The organism is Mycobacterium sp. SMC-15 (genome assembly GCF_045310925.1).
GTDB lineage: Bacteria > Actinomycetota > Actinomycetes > Mycobacteriales > Mycobacteriaceae > Mycobacterium.
Map to the genome: position 1 here is coordinate 140998 of NZ_JBJIAJ010000014.1, position 17508 is coordinate 158505.

A 17508-nucleotide genomic window follows, 5' to 3' on the forward strand; every position below is an offset into this window, starting at 1 on the left:
GGCAAGTACCCATGGACTTCACCACTACCGAAGCATCTGACGATCTCTCTGGTCTGGTCGGCACCATCGTGGACGCGGTGTGCACGCCGGAGCGCCAGCGTGAGCTCGACGCGTTGGAGCAGCGTTTCGACACCGAGCTGTGGCGCAAGCTGATCGACGCCGACGTCGTTTCCAGTGCGGCGAGCGAGTCGCTGGGCGGCGGTGGTTTCGGCGTGCTCGAGCAGACGGCGATCCTGACCGCACTCGGCCGTCAACTGGCCGCGGTGCCCTACCTGGAGTCGGTGGCGCTGGCCGCCGAGACGCTGGCCAAGTTCGGTTCGGCCGAGCTGCAGCAGGCCTGGGGCGTCCCGGCCGTGGCCGGCGAGAAGGTCCTCACCGTCGCCCTCGACGGCGACATGGGCGAGGGCCCGGTCCGGGCGGCAACGGCCGACGGCGGCTACCGCCTCACCGGCACCCGCACCCAGGTCGGTTTCGCTTCGATCGCTGACGCCTTCCTGGTGGCGGCCGAAACCGATTCCGGCGCAGCGGTGTTCCTGGTCGCCGCCTCCGACCCTGGCGTGACGGTGACCTCGCTGGCCACCACCGGACGGGGCAGCGTTGGCCACCTGGAGCTGTCCGGGGTCACGGTGGAGGCCGGTCGCCTGGTCGGCGGCGCCGACGTACTCGAGCACCTGATCAGCGTGGCGGCCCTGGGCCACAGCGCCTACCAGCTGGGCGTACTGGAGCGCGGCCTGGCCCTGACCGCCGAATACGCCCGCGAACGCGAGCAGTTCGACAAGCCGATCGGCAGCTTCCAGGCGGTGTCGCAGCGGCTGGCCGACGGCTACATCGACGTCAAGGGGCTGCGCCTGACGCTGACCCAGGCGGCGTGGCGGATCAGTGAGGGTCTGCCGGCCACCACCCAGGTGGCCACCGCCGCATTCTGGGCGGCCGAGGCCGGTCACCGGGTGGCGCACAGCATCGTCCACATTCACGGCGGGGTCGGCATCGACATCGACCACCCGATCCACCGCTACTTCCTTGCCGCCAAGCAGACTGAGTTCGCACTTGGCGGCGCCACCGGACAGCTGCTGGCGATCGGCCGCGAACTGGCCGAAACCCCGGCGTAGTTGGTTGGCTAGCGGTTCAGCGCTTCACCGAACGTCACGTTGAACCCGGGCAGGTCTGTCAGGGCGATGGTGGCGTCGTAGGTGCGCTGGTAGCCGGTGTGGCTGAGCTTCCAGCCGTCGGAGGTGCGGCGGTAGGTGTCGTGATAGAAACCTGCCCCGATCAGCATCAGGTTGACGTCGGGCACGATCACCCGGTCCTGCAGGTACCAGATACCGGTGGCGGTGTCCGGGCCGGTGAGGGAGATCTCGGGGTGGTTCACCCGGTGCTCGGTGATGATGTTGCCGGGAAGCGAGTTCCGCATGAACTCCACCAGCGAGTCACGGTCGGCGAAGGTCTGCTTTTTGCCCATCGACTGGCCGTAGGCGGCGGTGACGTCCTCGGCCAGGGTGGCCGCGAAGTCGTCCCAGTGCTTGGTGTCCAATGCCCGCATGTAGCGGTACTTGACCTGCTTGATCTCGTCGATGTCGACGATATTTTTCAGAGCTGCTATGGCGTCGAAAGCCTGCGAATCAGTCACCGCTCTATTGCAACACTAATCTGATCACCATGTCAGCACCCACCCAAATTGACGAACAGTCCACCGTCACAGCGATGCTGGCCGCCCTGGCCGAGGTGGACGATCGCGGTGTGTTCTACGAGGACACCTTCGTCAGCTGGCGAGACCACATCGCTGCGGGCGCCCGGCTCGGTGCCGCGCTGCAGGCCCGGCTCGATCCGGACAAACCACCGCATGTCGGTGTGTTGCTGGGCAATACGCCGTTCTTCTCGATGATGCTGGTGGCGGCGGCACTGACCGGCATCGTGCCGGTGGGCTTGAACCCCACCCGCCGGGGCGCAGCCCTGGAGCGCGACGTAGCCCATGCGGATTGCCAGCTGGTGCTGGCCGACAACACCGCCGACGTCATGGTTCCCGGCATGATCGATGTCGAATCGCCCTCGTGGCAATCGGAATTGGCGGGCTATGACGGCACACCGGTGAGCTTCCGGGAGGCCGGCCCCGACGAGCTGTTCATGCTGATCTTCACCTCGGGCACCAGCGGTGACCCGAAGGCGGTGCGCTGCACCCAGTGGAAGGCGGCGTTCCCGGGGCTGATGCTCTCGCAGCGGTTCAGCCTGGGGACCTCGGATGTCTGCTATCTGTCGATGCCGCTGTTTCACTCCAACGCGGTGATGGCGGGCTGGTCGGTGGCGGTGGCCGCCGGCGCGTCGATCGCGTTGCGCCGCAAGTTCTCCGCTTCGGGGTTCATTCCCGACGTGCGCCGTTTCGGCGCCACCTACGCCAACTACGTGGGCAAACCGCTGTCGTACGTGCTGGCCACTCCGGCACAGCCCGACGACGCCGACAACCCGCTGCGGCTGCTGTACGGCAACGAGGGTGCACCCCGGGACCTGGAGCGCTTCGCGGCTCGGTTCGGGTGCACGGTGATCGACGCCTTCGGTTCGACCGAGGGCGGGGTGGCGATCGGGCGTACCCCGGACACCCCGGCCGGCGCGCTGGGGCCGCTGATCGACGGGAACACCATCATCGACGTCGAGACCGGCGTGCAGTGCCCGCCCGGGGTGGTCGGCGAGTTGGTGAATGCCAGTGGGCGTGGCCAATTCCGCGGCTACTACCGCGATCCCGAGGCCGAGGCGCAGCGGATGGCCGGCGGGATCTACCACTCCGGCGATCTGGCCTATCGGGACGAGGCCGGCTACGCCTACTTCGCCGGCCGGCTCGGCGACTGGATGCGGGTGGACGGCGAGAACTTGGGCACCGCACCGATCGAGCGGATCCTGCTGCGCCACAATGCCGTCGCGCAGGTCGCGGTGTATCCCATCCCGGACCCCGCGGTGGGTGATCAGGTGATGGCCGCGCTGGTCCTGGCCCGAGGGGCCTCGTTCGACGCCGGCGACTTCCGCGCATTCCTGGCCGAGCAGCCCGACCTGGGCCCCAAGCAGTGGCCGTCGTATGTGCGGGTGGCCGAGGAATTGCCGCGCACCGAGACGTTCAAGGTGCTCAAGCGGGTGTTGACCGCCGAGGGCACCGAGTGCGCCGATCCGGTGTTCCCGATCCCCCGGTAGCGGCAGCCCGACACCCCTGCCAGCCGGGTCAGGAGATGACGTCCCAGCCTTGGTTCGGATCGCCGTTGCAGTAGCGGGCGGAGACCCACGTTCCCGGCCCTGGCCCGCCGAGGACTGTGAGGCAGTACCAACCCGTGTCGTTTTTCACCTGGCCGTTCGGGTCGACGTTCCAGTTCTGGGGCGCCATTGCGACACATGGACCGAGGTGCGCGAACATACCTTCGCCCGACGGATTCACATTGACCGCCGGATTGATCAGGCATCCGCCGGGAAAGGCGACGTTCTGCAGCTGCCGGCCGTTGCGATACCAGCGCTGGGAGTCAGAGTCCTCGCAGGGGTTGATCACCACCGCGGTGAAATAGTCCGCTCCGGGAGCGTCGAGACAGAAATCGCCCAGCCGACTGTTCAGTCGGACGGTGTCGTCGGCGGCCGCCACTCCAGCGATCCCCACCGCGACGCACAGCACCGCGGCGACCACGGCAAAAACCCGACCGACTCCGCCCACCCGCTGCAGCCGATGCATCGTTCGCTCCCTCTGTTTGGCGCCGGCCATCGTGCGCCGCAACCCATCGCGATCAGAACAGTTCGTAGGACTCACGACTGATCGCGAATCCGTGGTCATCACGGTTTTCGCAGCGGATACCGGACTTCTCGCTGACACAGGTGTAGGCGGTCGTCGCGTCACGATCGCCGTATTGCAGGACTCGGGCGTCACCTCCGAAGGTGGTGTCGCCGCCGCAGACGAACTTGGGTTTGCCGTGGACCTCGAGCACGACGCCCTGTCCGTATCCGGTCTGGCTGGCACAGTCCGACGGTCGCGGCGGCGGCGACCAATCACGGTCCTGAATGTCGCAGCGAACCGAGTCCGAATCCGCCAGGCATGCGATGTTTCCGCTGGGGGACTCGAAGAAGTGCATGTCCGGCTGGGCGGTGGCCGCAGGGGCACCGCCGATAATCACGAAGGTCAGAGCCGCGGTTGCTACCGCGATTGCGCCGACGGAAGGTCGCATGCCGCGACGATAGCCGCGTGCGGGAAAAAGTACGCGATTTCGTCCGATGATTCACCTCAGCGGCCGCCCGCCGCGCCGCCCCCGTTCCGGCCACGCGGCGCGCAATACTGAATCAATGCCTGCTGCCCGCCGCTTGCTCGTCGCAGTCCTGGCCGCCGTCATGGCCCTCCCCCTGGCCCTGGCCTCCCCCGCCGCCGCCGAGCCCTTACAGGCCAGCTTCGCGCAGCTGGCCAACACCATTCCGGGCAACGTGGGCATCGCCTACGCCCCAGTCGGCCAGAACCAGGTGGGCACGCTCGGTTCCCTGCAGAACGGCGTCGCCTGGTCGACCATCAAGGTCCCGCTGGCGATCGCGGCGCTGCACGCCAACCGCCCGAACGCCCAGGACCTGGCCGCCAAGGCCGTCACGGCGTCCGACAACGACGCCGCCGAGCAGCTGTGGTCCGCGCTGGGTCCGGCGCCCCAGGCCGCCCAGCAGGTGCAGGCCGTCCTGCGGGCCGGCGGCGACGCGGGCACCGCGGTCGAATCCCGACGGCTGCGTCCAGAGTTCAGCGCCTTCGGCCAGACCCAGTGGCCACTGGCCCGCCAAGCGGTGTTCGCCGCCCACCTGCCGTGCATGGCCGTCGCTGCGCCCGTCTACAGCTTGATGCGTAACACCGTGCCCGACCAGCGCTGGGGGCTGGCCAGCATCGGCGCGCCGACCAAGGGCGGCTGGGGTCCCGGCCAGGGCGGCGGGTATCTGGTGCGCCAGTTCGGCGTCGTCGGCACGCCGGCCGGGTCGCTTGCGGTGGCGCTGGCCGCCGAGCCCAAAGACGGCAGCTTCGGATCCGGGATCGCGGCGCTCAACCAGATGACCCAGTGGCTCAGCGCCCATGCCGCCGAGCTACCGGGTGGCCGCTGCGCGGGGTAGGTTGGCCGCTAACCACGTGTTACCCGCCAGTAGGAGTTCACCATGCCCGCCCCATCCGCCGCAGACTTCGACCGGCTGCGCCAACTGTCCGCCATCGATGACATCGACGCGCGGCAGTCGAAGACCATCGACGAGGTCTTCACCGGCAAGCCGCTGACCACCATCCCGGTCGGCAACGCCGAGGACGTGACGGCGGCATTCGCCAAGGCCCGCGCGGCCCAGCGCATCTGGGCGGCGCGCGGTGTCAAGGAGCGCAGCGCGATCATCGAGCGCTACCGCGATCTGGTGATCGCCAACCGGGACTTCCTGATGGACGTCTGCCAGGCCGAGACCGGCAAGGCACGTTCGGCTGCCCAGGAGGAGATCCTGGACATCATGCTCAACGCGCGCTACTACGCGCGCCAGGCCACCAAGTTGCTGGCCTCCAAGCGGGTACCGGGGCTACTGCCCGCCGTCGTCAAGACCGTGGTCAACCACCACCCCAAGGGCGTGGTGGGCGTGATCGCGCCGTGGAACTACCCGATGACGCTGTCGATCTCCGACGCCATCCCCGCACTGCTGGCGGGCAACGCGGTGGTGGTCAAGCCGGACAGCCAGACCCCGTACTGCACGCTGGCCAACGCCGAACTGCTGTATCAGGCCGGCCTGCCGCGCGACCTGTTCGCGGTGGTGCCCGGCCCGGGGTCGGTGGTCGGGACCTCGATCGTGCAGCAGTGCGACTACCTGATGTTCACCGGCTCCAGCGCCACCGGTCGCACCCTGGCCGAGCAGTGCGGTTCCCGGCTGATCGGCTTCTCCGCCGAACTGGGCGGCAAGAACCCGATGATCGTCACCAAGGGCGCCAACCTGTCGGAGGTCGCCAAGGCCGCCACCCGCGCCTGCTTCTCCAACGCCGGGCAGTTGTGCATCTCGATCGAACGGATCTACGTCGAGCGCGACGTCGCGGACGAGTTCGCCGCGAAGTTCGCCGAGCAGGTGCGCGCCATGCAGCTCTCGGCCACCTACGACTTCACCGCCGACATGGGCAGCTTGATCTCCGAAGACCAGATCAAGACCATCTCCAACCACGTCGACGACGCGAAGGCCAAGGGCGCCAAGGTCATCGCCGGCGGAAATGCCCGCCCCGACATCGGGCCGCTGTTCTACGAGCCGACCGTGCTGACCGATGTCACCGACGAGATGGAGTGCGGGCGCAACGAGACGTTCGGCCCGGTCGTCTCCATCTACCCCGTCGACAGCGTCGAAGAGGCCATCGCCAAGGCCAACGACACCGAATACGGGCTGAACGCCAGCGTGTGGGCCGCCAGCAAGTCCCAGGGTGAGGCCATCGCCGCACGGATCAAGTCCGGCACGGTCAATGTCGACGAGGGTTACGCCCTGGCCTTCGGGAGCGTCGCCGCGCCGATGGGCGGCATGAAGGCCTCCGGGGTTGGCCGCCGCCACGGTGCCGACGGGATCCTCAAGTACACCGAATCGCAGACGGTCTCCACCGCCCGGATCCTGAATCTGGACCCGCCGCTGGGGATTTCCGGCCCGCTGTGGCAAAAGATGCTGACCCCGATGATCCGCGTGGTGCAGGCACTGCCCGGGCGTTAGCGATCAGCGTCGGCCGGTGCGGTTCTTCCCCCGGTCGATGTCGCGCTCCAACTCGGCCAGCGCCGGCTCGATCCCGTCGGCCATCTTGTGGATGTCCTCGGCGATTTCCGGGGTGGTCACGAATCCGAAGTCGAGGTGGTCGCGGTAGGAGAAGCAGGTGATGTTCAGCGCCACGTCCATGACCGGCGGGCCGAGCGGCACCAGTGACTCCAGTTCCGCTCCGGCCATGTAGATCGGAATCGGCGGACCCGGCACGTTGGAGACGACGAGGTTGATCGGGGCCAGCCGGTTCGACAGCCCGGTCGCGGTGTAGGCACGGGCGGCCAGCTGCAGCAGCCCCGGCGGGGTGGTGTCGGTCAGGCCCATGATCTGGTGCGCCGACAACGCCTTCGCCATCTGCTTGGCACTCTGAGTGCTGGCGTGAATCGATTTGAGCCGCTGGGCTGCTCCCTCGATGTCGGTCGCCATCGACACCGTCATCGAGCTGACCTTGTTGCCGACCTCGCCCTGGCTCTCTTCGGTGCGGGTCGACACCGGGATCTGGGCGACGAGTGGCTTGTCCGGCAGCTCGCCGCGCTCGCCGAGATACTGCCGAACTGCGCCGGCGACCATGGCGAGCACTACATCGTTGAGCTTGACCCCGTAGGCGTCCTTGACGGCCTTGATCCGGGCCAACTCGACCCGGGCGGCGCTGATCCGCCGGTGCGGCGACACGCTGGCGTTGAAACGAGTTACCGGGGCGTCGAAGTAGCGCGGTGGTTTGCGGGGAAGTCCCAATCCGACAGTGGCGATCTGCTGGCGGACGGTCTGCTGCAGCAGCCGGCCGATGCGGTACGGCGTCTTGACCGCGACGTTGACCAATTCCTCGACGACCCGGCGCTCGTAGCTGGGGATGACGGATCCGTTCGACGACCCGATCGTCTCCGGTAGCGGCGGCCGCGGCTCCGGCGTGATGTCCAGCATGATCTCGAACAGTCCTGCACCAGAGACACCGTCGACGATCGCGTGATGCATCTTGGTCAGCGTCGCGACCCGGCCGCCGCTTACGCCTTCGATGACCCACATCTCCCACAACGGTCGGGAACGGTCCAGCTTGTAGGACATCAGGCGGCCCACCAGCTCTTCGACCTCGCGCCGCCCGCCCGGCGCGGGAACGCCGATACGCCGCAGGTGGAAGTCGATGTCGAGATGCTCGTCTTCGACGAACCACGGCCGGTCCAGGCCCATCGGCGAAGGGCTGACCCGCCAGCGCAGCTGCGGCAGTTGCGGTAATCGCTCGATCAGCAGCTGGCGAACCCGCTCAAAGCTGTAGTTCGGCGCATTGGTGGTGTCGCAGATCGCCAACCCACCGATGTGCATGTGCCAGCCCGCCGTTTCGGCAGACCAGAACGCCGCGTCGACGCCCGAAAGTCGCTGCATCGACAGAGACTAGCCCGCAAAGCGTTCCGTCGAGGGCAGCTCTGCACCAAAAATTCGGTGAGTTAGCTCTCTGCCGCCACGTGCTTGGCGTGCACCTCGTCGGCGGGACGGGCTTCGGTCTGCTCTTTGGCCCAGCGGTAGTCGGGCTTGCCGGCCGGGGAGCGCTTGACCTCGTCGACGAACCACAGGCTGCGGGGCACCTTGTAGCCGGCGATCTCGGTACGGGCGCAGGCGTTGATCTCCTCCAGCGAAGGCCGTGCGTCGCCGCGCGCCTGAACCACCGCGGCCACATGCTGGCCGTAGCGGGCATCGGGCACCCCGACCACCAGGGCGTCGAAGACGTCGGGGTGGGTCTTGAGGGCCGCCTCGACCTCTTCGGGGTAGATCTTCTCGCCACCGGAGTTGATCGACACCGACCCGCGGCCCAGCATGGTCACGCTGCCGTCGGCCTCGACCTGCGCGAAGTCGCCGGGGATCGCGTAGCGCACCCCGTTGATGGTGCGGAACGTCTCGGCGGTCTTCTTCTCGTCCTTGTAGTAGCCGACCGGGATGTGACCGCGCTTGGCGATGATGCCCCGCACGCCCGACCCGGGCTGGACCTCGTTGCCGTCGTCGTCGAGCACCACGGTGGTCTTGTCGATCGTGACCCGCGGGCCGCCGGTGTGCGCTTCGCCCTTGGCGACGATGCTGGTGCCGCCGAAACCGGTCTCGCTGGACCCGATGGAGTCGGTGATGATCCGGTTGGGCAGCAGCTCCAGCAGCCGTTCCTTGATGCTCGGGCTGAACAGCGCCGCGGTGGATGCCAGCAGGAACAGCGACGACAGGTCGTACTCGTTACCGGCGTCCTGATGGGCCAGCAGCGCATCCAGCAGCGGGCGCGCCATCGCGTCCCCGGTGAAGAACAGCAGATTGACCTTGTGGTCGTGGATGGTGCGCCACACCGCGTCGGCATCGAATTCCGGTGCCAGGACCACGGTTTGGCCGCTGAACAGCGACATCCAGGTGGCCGACTGGGTGGCGCCGTGGATCATCGGCGGGATCGGGTGCCGGACCATCGGCGGGTTGGCGACGGCCAGCTTGGCCAGGTCGTACTCGTCGGCGATCGGTTCGCCGGTGGCGAAGTCGGTTCCGCCGAACAGCACCCGGTAGATGTCCTCGTGGCGCCACATCACGCCCTTAGGGAAGCCGGTGGTGCCGCCGGTGTAGAGCAGGTAGATGTCGTCGGCGCTGCGCGGTCCGAAGTCCCGCTCCGGCGAACTCTGCGCCAGTGCGGCCTCGAACTCCACGCCGCCGTAGCGCTGGTAGTCCAGATCGCTGCCGTCCTCGACCACCAGGATGGTCTTGACGTGCGGGGTGTCGGGCAGCACGTTGGCCACCCGGTCGGCGTACTGGCGCTCGTGCACCACCGCGACCATGTCCGAGTTGTCGAACAGGTAGCGCAGCTCCCCCTCGACATAGCGGAAGTTGACGTTGACCAAGATGGCGCCGGCCTTGATGATGCCGAGCATCGCGACGACGATCTCGTTGCGATTGCGGCAGTACAGGCCGACCTTGTCGTCCTTCTTGACGCCCTGACTGATCAGGTAATGGGCCAGCCGGTTGGCCTTCTCCTCGAGCTGCCCGTAGGTCAGCTCGTCAGGCCCACAGATCAGGGCAACCCGATCCGGTACGGCGTCGATGGCGTGTTCGGCTAAGTCGGCGATGTTGAGAGCCACAACACACAAACTAGAACGTGTTACATTTCGATTTCAAGTCGAGGTCCCAACCCGGAAAGGCGGACGCCGGTGAGCGAGTCGTCAGAACAGCCCCACGCCCTCGTTGAGCAGCGCGGACACACGCTGATCGTCACGCTGAACCGTCCCGAGGCCCGCAACGCTCTTTCCGGCGAAATGCTGGCGATCATGGTCGAGGCCTGGGACCGCGTCGACAACGACGACGAGATCCGCTCGTGCATCCTGACCGGCGCCGGTGGTTATTTCTGCGCGGGAATGGACCTCAAGGCAGCCAACAAGAAGGCGCCGGGCGACTCGTTCAAAGACGGCAGCTACGACCCGTCGCGTATCGACGGCCTGCTCAAGGGCCGCCGGCTGACCAAGCCGTTGATCGCCGCGGTGGAAGGCCCGGCCATCGCCGGGGGCACCGAGATCCTGCAGGGCACCGACATCCGCATCGCCGGCGAAAGCGCCAAGTTCGGCATCTCCGAGGCCAAGTGGAGCCTGTACCCGATGGGCGGCTCCGCGGTGCGGCTGGTGCGCCAGATTCCCTACACCATGGCCTGTGACCTGCTGTTCACCGGTCGGCACATCACCGCCGCCGAGGCGCTGGAGATGGGCCTGATCGGCCACGTGGTGCCGGACGGTTCCGCGCTGGACAAGGCGCTGGAGATCGCCGAGCAGATCAACAACAACGGTCCGCTGGCGGTGCAGGCGATGCTGCGCACCATCCACGAGACCGAGGGCCTGCACGAGAACGACGCATTCCAGATCGACACCAAGATCGGCATCAAGGTGTTCTTGAGCGAGGACGCCAAGGAAGGGCCGCGGGCGTTCGCCGAGAAGCGCAAGCCGGAGTTCAAGAACCGCTGATGCGGGTCGCAGTCACCGGCGGCACCGGCTACCTCGGCGCCCACACGGTCAAGACACTGCTGGAAGCCGGGCATTCGGTTCGGCTGCTGGTCGCCCCGGGCTGCGGTGACGAGCCGGTCATTCCCCGGTTGCGCGAATTCGGCGCACTCGAAGTGCTCGACGGCGACATCCGCGACACCGCGGTGGTGGCTGCGCTGTTGGACGGCTGCGACTCGGTGCTGCATGCCGCCGGGGTGGTCGGCACCAACGACCGCCAGGAAAAGTTGATGTGGGACATCAACGCCTACGCCACCGAAGCGATCCTGACCCGCGCCGTGGCCGCAGGTCTGGACCCGGTGGTGTCGGTCAGTTCCTACAGCGCGCTGTTCCCGCCGCCGAACGGGATCATCGGCCCGGATTCGCCGACCGTGCCGGGGCGCAGCGCGTATGCGCGCACCAAGGCCTACGGCGAGCGGGTGGCCCGCCGGCTGCAGGACGAGGGCGCACCGGTCGTGGTCACGTATCCCTCCAGCGTGGTCGGCCCGGCGTTTCACACCGCGCCCGGCGTCACCGAACGGGGCTGGGCGCCGATCGTCAAGTATCGGGTGGCGCCGGTGGTGCGCGGCGGCATGGCGATGGTCGACGTCCGCGACATCGGCCGGGTGCACGAGGCGCTGATGCGGCCCGGTCGCGGTCCGCATCGCTATCTGTGCGGCGGAATCATGGTCAGCTTCGACGACATGATCGCCGCGGTGGAACAGGGTCTGGGCAAGCCGGTACGCCGAATCCGGGTGGCCCCCAGCGTTTTCAAGGGCATCGGCCGGGTCAGCGACCTGGCCAGCAAGCTGCTGCCGCTGCCCGAGTCACTGAGCTACGAGGCGGCCTGGCTGCTGACCTCGGCCACCCCGACCGATGACTCGGCCACGCTGGCCGATCTGGGTCTGGCGTGGCGGTCGCCGATCGAGGCGATCATCGAGTCGCTGCGGGCCAGCCTCGCCTCCCCGCCCTTTTCGCCGAACGTGTAACCACTGCGAGAATCCGGCCGGATTTTCGCAACCAGTGCACGTTCGGCGTTCGTGTCGGTGGTCGTTGGCAGACTCCCGCCATGGTGACACCGTTCTTGGGCAGCGAAGCCGTGCGGACCGGGCGGCTGACGCCGTACGCCTTGCGGAGCCGATTCACCGCGATCCATCCGGACGTCTACGTCCCGACCGGGCCGGAGCTCACCGCCGTGTCGCGGGCACGCGCCGCATGGCTGTGGTCCCGGCGGCGCGGGGTGATCGCCGGCCAATCCGCTGCCGCGCTGCACGGTGCCAGGTGGGTCGAGGACCGCGCTCCGGCCGAGTTGCTCTTCGACTGCCGGCGCCCGCCCGGGGGCGTCAGGACCTGGTCCGACCGATTCCAAGCCGATGAAGTCCAGCTGATCGCCGGTATGCCGGTCACCACCCCCGCACGCACCGCGTTGGACCTGGCCTGCCGCTACCCAGTCGGGAAATCAGTCGCGGCCATCGACGCACTGGCCCGCGCGACCCGCCTCACGATGGCCGAGGTCGAGGTACTGGCCGAGCGCTACCGGGGCCGCCGAGGGATCCGCCGTGCACGGATGGCGCTATCACTCGTTGACGCCGGCGCCGAGTCGCCGCGAGAAACGTGGTTGCGGCTGTTGCTGATCCGCGCCGGATTTCCCCAGCCGCAAACCCAGATTCCGGTCTACGACGAGTACGGCCAGCTTGCTGCGGTAGCGGACATGGGTTGGGAGGACATCAAAGTCGGTGTCGACTACGAAGGCGAGCACCACCGGATCACGCGTGCGGCATTCAACAAGGGCATCAGGCGCCACGAAACCATGACCCAACTCGGCTGGATCGATATCCGGATCACTGTCGAAGACACCGAAGCCGGGATCATCGGCCGAGTCAGCGATGCCTGGGCGCGCCGAACGTGTACTGAGCCCGAGATTTCCGCGAAATATCCGGCCTGATTACACGCTCGGCGAAGATGACTACGCCAGCACCGGTTTGCTCGGGGTGAACACCACCGGCATCGATTCCAGGCCGCTGACGAAGTTCGCCGGGCGCAGCGGCAACGCGTCGCCGGACGCCAGCCGCAGATCCGGCAGGCGCTGCAGGATCCGCTGTGTCATCAGCCGCAATTCCAGCCGGGCCAGCTGGTTGCCCAGGCAGAAGTGCGTGCCGAAACCGAATGCCACATGGCTGTTGGGGTCGCGGGTGACATCGAAGCGTTCCGGCTCGTCGAACACCGACTCGTCGAAGTTGGCCGACTCGAACAGCAGCAGCATCTTCTCGCCCTCGCGCAGCTGCGTGCCGTGGAACTCGGTGTCGCGGGTCAGGGTGCGGCACATGTTCTTCACCGGCGAGGTCCACCGCAGCATCTCCTCGATCGCCACCGGCAACCGATCGGGTTCGCGCTGCAGCAACTCCCACTGATCGAGGTGGCGCAGTAGCTGCGCCGTGCCACCGGATAGCGTGTGACGGGTGGTCTCGTCGCCGCCGATCAGGATCAGCAGGGTCTCGAAGATGATCTCGTCGTCGGTCATCACGGCGCCGTCCACCTCGGCGTTGACCAGCACGGAGAACAGGTCGTCGGTGGGCTCGGCCCGACGTTTCGTGATGGTGTTCCTGGTGAATTCGGTCCAGCCGGCGAACGCCGCCATGACCGCCTGAGCCGTCGCCGATTCCGGATCCAGGTGTGAGCTCAGCCCGGCCACCAGGTCGTCTGACCACCGCAGCAGCATCGATCGTTCTTCGGGCAGCACCCCGAGCATGTCACCGATCACCGCCATCGGAAGCGGGGCGGCGATGTCGCGGACGAAGTCGCATTCACCGCGCTCGCACACCGCGTCGATGAGGGTGTCGCACAACGTCTCGATGGACGGCAGCTGGGCATGCACGCGTTTGCGGGTGAATCCGGCGTTGACCAGCTTGCGGCGCAACAGGTGCGCGGGGTCGTCCATGTCGATCATGTATGGGAAGCCCGGTTGGTCGGGACGGATGCCGCCGGCGTTGGAGAACACTTCGGGCGTGCGTTCGGCGTCGATCACCGCTTGGTAGGTGGCCGCCGCGGCCAGCCCGTTGCGGTCCCGGAACACCGGCTCGTTGATCCGCATCCAACCGTAGGCGCCACGAGCACCCCCGTCGGCGTAAAACGTGCCGTCGGTCAGATCGACGTCCGGCTTGGTGGCCGGCTTCGCATCGGCCATTACCTCGGTCATTGACGTCCTCCCCGGATTACAGTGGGAGCCATGGCTCTTTCACAGCACACCATCGCTGGCACTGTGCTTACCATGCCGGTCCGCATCCGTCACGCGGATGTACATTCCGCAATGTTTTCGGTCCCTGCGGACGCCGCGCAGGCGATGATCGACTACAGCGGCCTGCAGGTCTTCCAGCAGCAGCCGGGACGCGCCGTGGTCAATCTGATGCTGGCCCGCTACATAGACGGCGACCTGGGCAAGTACCTGGAGTTCGGGACCGCGGTGATGGTCAACCCGCCGGGGACCGAGGCCAGCGGCTGGCGGGCATTGGGCTCGGCCGGCGCGTTCATCCACCACCTGCCGGTCGACCAGGAGTTCACCCTCGAGGCCGGGCGCACCATCTGGGGATTCCCGAAGATCATGGCGGACTTCGCCGTTCGCGACGGACGGCAGTTGGGTTTCGATGTCGCCGCTGACGGCCAGCACATCGCTACCATGGAATTCGGTCGCGGGCTGCCGGTTCCGGGGCTGTTCACGTCCAAGCCCCGGGTGCTGCAAGCATTCAGCCACCTCGACGGCGTTACCCGCCAAGTGCCTTGGGAGATGCGAATTTCGAAAGTGCGCGGGTCGCTCGGCGGTACCACGCTGCGGCTGGGCACCCACCCTTACGCCCGCGAGCTGGCCGCGCTGGGTCTGCCCAAGCGGCCGATGATGTCGTCGACCGTGGGCCGGGTCGAGATGACCTTCGGCGACGCGCAGGTGATCGGCAGCTAACCGTCCAAGCACGGCCGGGGCTGATCCACGAACTTCGGCCATTCTCCTCGGTGAATTGACGCCCGCACGACCGGCTGTCAACGTTGATTCCCAGCTGACGCAGTAAAGGAGTCACGATGTTCGTCGATCCGGCGATGCTGAAGGACGGGGCAACCCATTCTCACAGCGCTGCGGACCACGCCCAGGCGGGCGCGGCGTCGTTGGACCAGACTGCGGTGGCGGCGGGAATCTTCGGCAGTTTCGGCGCCGCCGACGCCTTCCACCAGGCGATCTCGACCCGCCATAGCGACCACGTCACAACCCTCAACGATCAACGCCGCGTCTTGGCCGATGTCGCCGACAAGGCACATCACGCCCGGCGGGCATTTATCGGTATGGATCAGCACAACGCGGCCGAACTTCGTGCAGTGTGGTGCAACTCCGCTACATAAGCCTGCCGCTGCTCATCGATGCCGCGGGCGGCGACCCGTGGCAGGTCAACAACACCCTGCGAAGCGGTAACCCGGCCGCTGTCGACGAACTCGCGCAGGCCTTCCACAACGCCGGCGCGTGTACCGCCGAGTCCAGCGCGGCGTTCGCCCAAGCCCGCCAACGCTTCCAGGCGGCCTGGAACCGGGAGAACGGCGAGCACCCGATCAACGACTCGGCGGAAGTGCAACGCGCCACCGACACCTTGCACCTGCAGCAAACCCAGCTCACGGCTATCGGCACCGACCTGGAAATGATCGCCGCCGCGCTGGCCGAGGCCCAGAAGTCCGCGGCCGGGAAGATCCATGCGCTGGAGATCCAGCTGCAAGACATCGACAACCGCATCGGCATGTACCAGCAGGCGCACCTCGATACCGCCGAGTTGGAACAGGTCGCGATCGACGACACCGCCGGCATCTTGCATCAGATCGAGAAGCTCCGCGACGACTACGCCGGAATACTTCAGGTTTCGACAACCAAGCTGCTCTCCCACGGCTACGCCAGCGCACCGCTGGGTGGCCCCCTCAGTCCCGCCCCGAGCACGCCGGGCGACCAGTTCGCGTTCGAGGAGCTGTTGCGCGCCAACGACCAGGCGGTGCTCGATGCAATGGCCCGGGTCCGGGCCGCCCAAAAAGCCCTCGACGACGCCACGGCCAAGGCGTACCAGCAGGGTGCGGGCAGCGACGCGGCCCAGGAGGCGATGACGCAGCTGCCGGCATTGAAGAAGAACCTCGCCGATGCCCTCGATGACCTGGGCAAGATCCCCGACTACTCGACCATCGATCCCGCCTCGGTGCACCTGGGTCCCGGCGGCGCCGTGTCATTCGCCTACACCCTCGAGGGCCAAAAGATGGTGGTGACCGGCACCCTCAAAAACGGCACCGGCGAGGTCTACGACCAAGGCGCCGACGCCGGCAGTGGCGCCTACTTCAGCTATCAGGACGGCAAGCTGGCCGGCTCCCGGTTCCTCGACCCGGGCCGCGTCACCCCCGACGACGCGCTGCTGCAGAACGTCATCTTCACCGCGGTGGGCGCCGGGCCCGCGGTCACCGCCGGCAAGGCCGGCGTAGAAGCCGGCTGGCAAGGCATGCGGTCCCTGTTCGCCCGCGAAGCCCTCGAAACCAGCGGCGGTACCGCTGTCGGACTGAGCGCCGACAACGTGCTGCCGCGCGCGATCACCCAGGCCGAAATCCGCGCGCAGGCCGCCGCCGACGATCTCGCCATCCACCACTCGGGTGCGCACGCTCCGGTTACCACCGGTGGCGACCACATTCCGCCGCCGCTGACGACTGCCGATCAAGGCCCAGCGGTGCTTACGCACGAACACGTCCCACACAGCGGGCCACACGTGCCGGCCCCAGCAACCGAGGTACATCCATTACCAACTGATTCACCCTTGTTCGAGGGCTACCACCCCATCGAACCGGGACCACAATTCACCGACTCCGCCGGCCGCTTGATCTACCCTGACGACAGCCTGGCCAGCAAGCCGTACGCAATACCGGGCACCGTCATCCCCGACGCCGACTTGACCGCGGGAACCGAGCTCGGGCGATTCGGATCTGAATACGGCGGTTACATGGCTCCGGAAGGTACGCCCTTTGCCGAGTTGTCACTCCCGCCGGAAAGCGCGACGATGCCCTACCTGCGATATGTCGTCAACGATCCCACCGCCCTGCCACCCGGTTGGCATATCGAGCAGTCGCAAACCGCACCATGGTTCCACCAACCCGGCGGTGGGACACAATTTCGAATAATCGATGAGTTCGGAGATACCGGCAGCGTCGAAGAGCTGATCCGGTCGGGATTCCTCAGGAGGCAAAAGTAGTCATGGATTTCTCGCGTCTGATCCAACACTGGCAACGCTGGGCTCCGATGTTCAGCGGCGGAGACGTATCGATTTCGACTACTTGCGACGACTGTCATATCGCATTCAAGTCCAACGGCTATTCGGTCCATCTCCGCAACGAGAGTCCCTGGTGGGTAACGGACATAGTCGACGATCGCGGTAAGCGAACGGACGGCGACGCTCGATTCTCGAGCCTCGATCTGGCGGAGAAGTACCTGATCTGGGATTGGGGAACAGCAGCGCGCCCAAGCCTTGCCTCCGGGCCTTTGGGAACAGACCTCTATCGCCTGGGTTACGCTCCCGGGATCAAAGTCACCCGCGTCGATCGCGGCTATGAAATCCGTTCGAACGGCGACCGCGCCATATTATCCGTAGTGAATGCAACGATTTTCAGTCATCTAATGACTAGGTCCGTAGATGAGGTCGAGCAGCTCGTAAGTGAGGGCATCGCCTGACCTAGCTGTACTGCCCAGGCAGGTTGGTCAACCTGGTGATGGGCGGAATCTTGCCGATCGCGGAGTGTTGCCGAT

The 17508-nt window shown here is 66.9% G+C and carries 17 protein-coding genes; 11 read left to right on the forward strand and 6 right to left on the reverse strand.

Annotation, left to right across the window (positions count from 1 at the left end; all coding sequences use genetic code 11):
- Positions 1-11: 11 nt before the first annotated feature.
- Positions 12-1109, forward strand: a complete 1098-nt coding sequence (locus tag ACJH71_RS19650) for an acyl-CoA dehydrogenase family protein (protein ID WP_406759653.1) — start codon at positions 12-14, stop codon at positions 1107-1109.
- An 8-nt stretch (positions 1110-1117) separates the two neighbouring features.
- Here ACJH71_RS19650 and ACJH71_RS19655 read toward each other — a convergent pair whose 3' ends face one another.
- Positions 1118-1627 (reverse strand): nuclear transport factor 2 family protein, encoded by a 510-nt coding sequence (locus ACJH71_RS19655; RefSeq protein WP_406759654.1) that lies wholly within the window; start codon positions 1625-1627, stop codon positions 1118-1120.
- Positions 1628-1656: 29 nt separating this feature from the next.
- Here ACJH71_RS19655 and fadD17 point away from each other — a divergent pair, with 29 nt between their 5' ends.
- The gene (gene fadD17 / locus ACJH71_RS19660; protein WP_406759655.1) at positions 1657-3174 is read left to right on the forward strand and encodes a long-chain-fatty-acid--CoA ligase FadD17; all 1518 of its coding nucleotides are present in this window, start codon (positions 1657-1659) and stop codon (positions 3172-3174) included.
- A gap of 28 nt (positions 3175-3202) precedes the next feature.
- Here the strand turns inward: fadD17 and ACJH71_RS19665 are convergent, their stop codons facing one another.
- Both ACJH71_RS19665 and ACJH71_RS19670 read right to left on the reverse strand, forming a co-directional pair.
- On the reverse strand, positions 3203-3697 hold the full coding sequence (locus tag ACJH71_RS19665) for an RICIN domain-containing protein (protein ID WP_406759656.1): 495 nt from the start codon (positions 3695-3697) through the stop codon (positions 3203-3205).
- Positions 3698-3749: 52 nt separating this feature from the next.
- The gene (locus tag ACJH71_RS19670) at positions 3750-4184 is read right to left on the reverse strand and encodes a DUF6636 domain-containing protein (RefSeq protein ID WP_406759657.1); all 435 of its coding nucleotides are present in this window, start codon (positions 4182-4184) and stop codon (positions 3750-3752) included.
- Between the two features lie 160 nt (positions 4185-4344).
- On the opposite strand from ACJH71_RS19670, the gene ACJH71_RS19675 reads away from it, so the two are divergent.
- Together ACJH71_RS19675 and ACJH71_RS19680 are read left to right on the forward strand one after the other, a co-directional pair.
- Complete coding sequence (locus ACJH71_RS19675; RefSeq protein ID WP_406759673.1) at positions 4345-5094, forward strand: hypothetical protein; 750 nt, start codon at positions 4345-4347, stop codon at positions 5092-5094.
- Positions 5095-5136: 42 nt separating this feature from the next.
- Positions 5137-6690 (forward strand): succinic semialdehyde dehydrogenase, encoded by a 1554-nt coding sequence (locus ACJH71_RS19680; protein WP_406759658.1) that lies wholly within the window; start codon positions 5137-5139, stop codon positions 6688-6690.
- A 3-nt stretch (positions 6691-6693) separates the two neighbouring features.
- Here ACJH71_RS19680 and ACJH71_RS19685 read toward each other — a convergent pair whose 3' ends face one another.
- Both ACJH71_RS19685 and ACJH71_RS19690 read right to left on the reverse strand, forming a co-directional pair.
- On the reverse strand, positions 6694-8109 hold the full coding sequence (locus ACJH71_RS19685) for a WS/DGAT/MGAT family O-acyltransferase (protein ID WP_406759659.1): 1416 nt from the start codon (positions 8107-8109) through the stop codon (positions 6694-6696).
- Positions 8110-8171: 62 nt separating this feature from the next.
- Entirely contained in the window at positions 8172-9824 is a 1653-nt protein-coding gene (locus tag ACJH71_RS19690) for an acyl-CoA synthetase (protein ID WP_406759660.1), read from the reverse strand.
- Between the two features lie 69 nt (positions 9825-9893).
- Between ACJH71_RS19690 and ACJH71_RS19695 the strand changes: the two genes are divergently transcribed.
- The 3 genes from ACJH71_RS19695 (at position 9894) to ACJH71_RS19705 (ending at position 12654) form a co-directional block, all read left to right on the forward strand.
- On the forward strand, positions 9894-10694 hold the full coding sequence (locus ACJH71_RS19695; protein WP_406759661.1) for a crotonase/enoyl-CoA hydratase family protein: 801 nt from the start codon (positions 9894-9896) through the stop codon (positions 10692-10694).
- Positions 10694-11698, forward strand: coding sequence for an NAD-dependent epimerase/dehydratase family protein (locus ACJH71_RS19700; RefSeq protein WP_406759662.1), 1005 nt, complete (start codon positions 10694-10696; stop codon positions 11696-11698). Before ACJH71_RS19695 ends, ACJH71_RS19700 begins: the two co-directional genes overlap by 1 nt.
- A gap of 80 nt (positions 11699-11778) precedes the next feature.
- Positions 11779-12654 carry a hypothetical protein gene (locus ACJH71_RS19705; RefSeq protein ID WP_406759663.1) on the forward strand — a complete coding sequence of 292 codons (876 nt, stop codon included), beginning with the start codon at positions 11779-11781 and terminating at the stop codon, positions 12652-12654.
- A 21-nt stretch (positions 12655-12675) separates the two neighbouring features.
- Here ACJH71_RS19705 and ACJH71_RS19710 read toward each other — a convergent pair whose 3' ends face one another.
- A complete protein-coding gene (locus tag ACJH71_RS19710; RefSeq protein WP_406759674.1) occupies positions 12676-13893 on the reverse strand; it encodes a cytochrome P450 in 1218 nt (405 codons plus the stop codon).
- Positions 13894-13935: 42 nt separating this feature from the next.
- On the opposite strand from ACJH71_RS19710, the gene ACJH71_RS19715 reads away from it, so the two are divergent.
- The 4 genes from ACJH71_RS19715 (at position 13936) to ACJH71_RS19730 (ending at position 17433) form a co-directional block, all read left to right on the forward strand.
- Positions 13936-14661: an acetoacetate decarboxylase family protein gene (locus ACJH71_RS19715; RefSeq protein WP_406759664.1), complete on the forward strand. Its 726-nt coding sequence runs from the start codon at positions 13936-13938 to the stop codon at positions 14659-14661.
- Positions 14662-14777: 116 nt separating this feature from the next.
- On the forward strand, positions 14778-15092 hold the full coding sequence (locus ACJH71_RS19720) for a DUF2563 family protein (RefSeq protein WP_406759665.1): 315 nt from the start codon (positions 14778-14780) through the stop codon (positions 15090-15092).
- Positions 15074-16957 carry a glycohydrolase toxin TNT-related protein gene (locus ACJH71_RS19725; RefSeq protein WP_406759675.1) on the forward strand — a complete coding sequence of 628 codons (1884 nt, stop codon included), beginning with the start codon at positions 15074-15076 and terminating at the stop codon, positions 16955-16957. Before ACJH71_RS19720 ends, ACJH71_RS19725 begins: the two co-directional genes overlap by 19 nt.
- Positions 16958-16959: 2 nt before the next feature.
- Positions 16960-17433: a hypothetical protein gene (locus ACJH71_RS19730; protein ID WP_406759666.1), complete on the forward strand. Its 474-nt coding sequence runs from the start codon at positions 16960-16962 to the stop codon at positions 17431-17433.
- Positions 17434-17508: the final 75 nt, after the last annotated feature.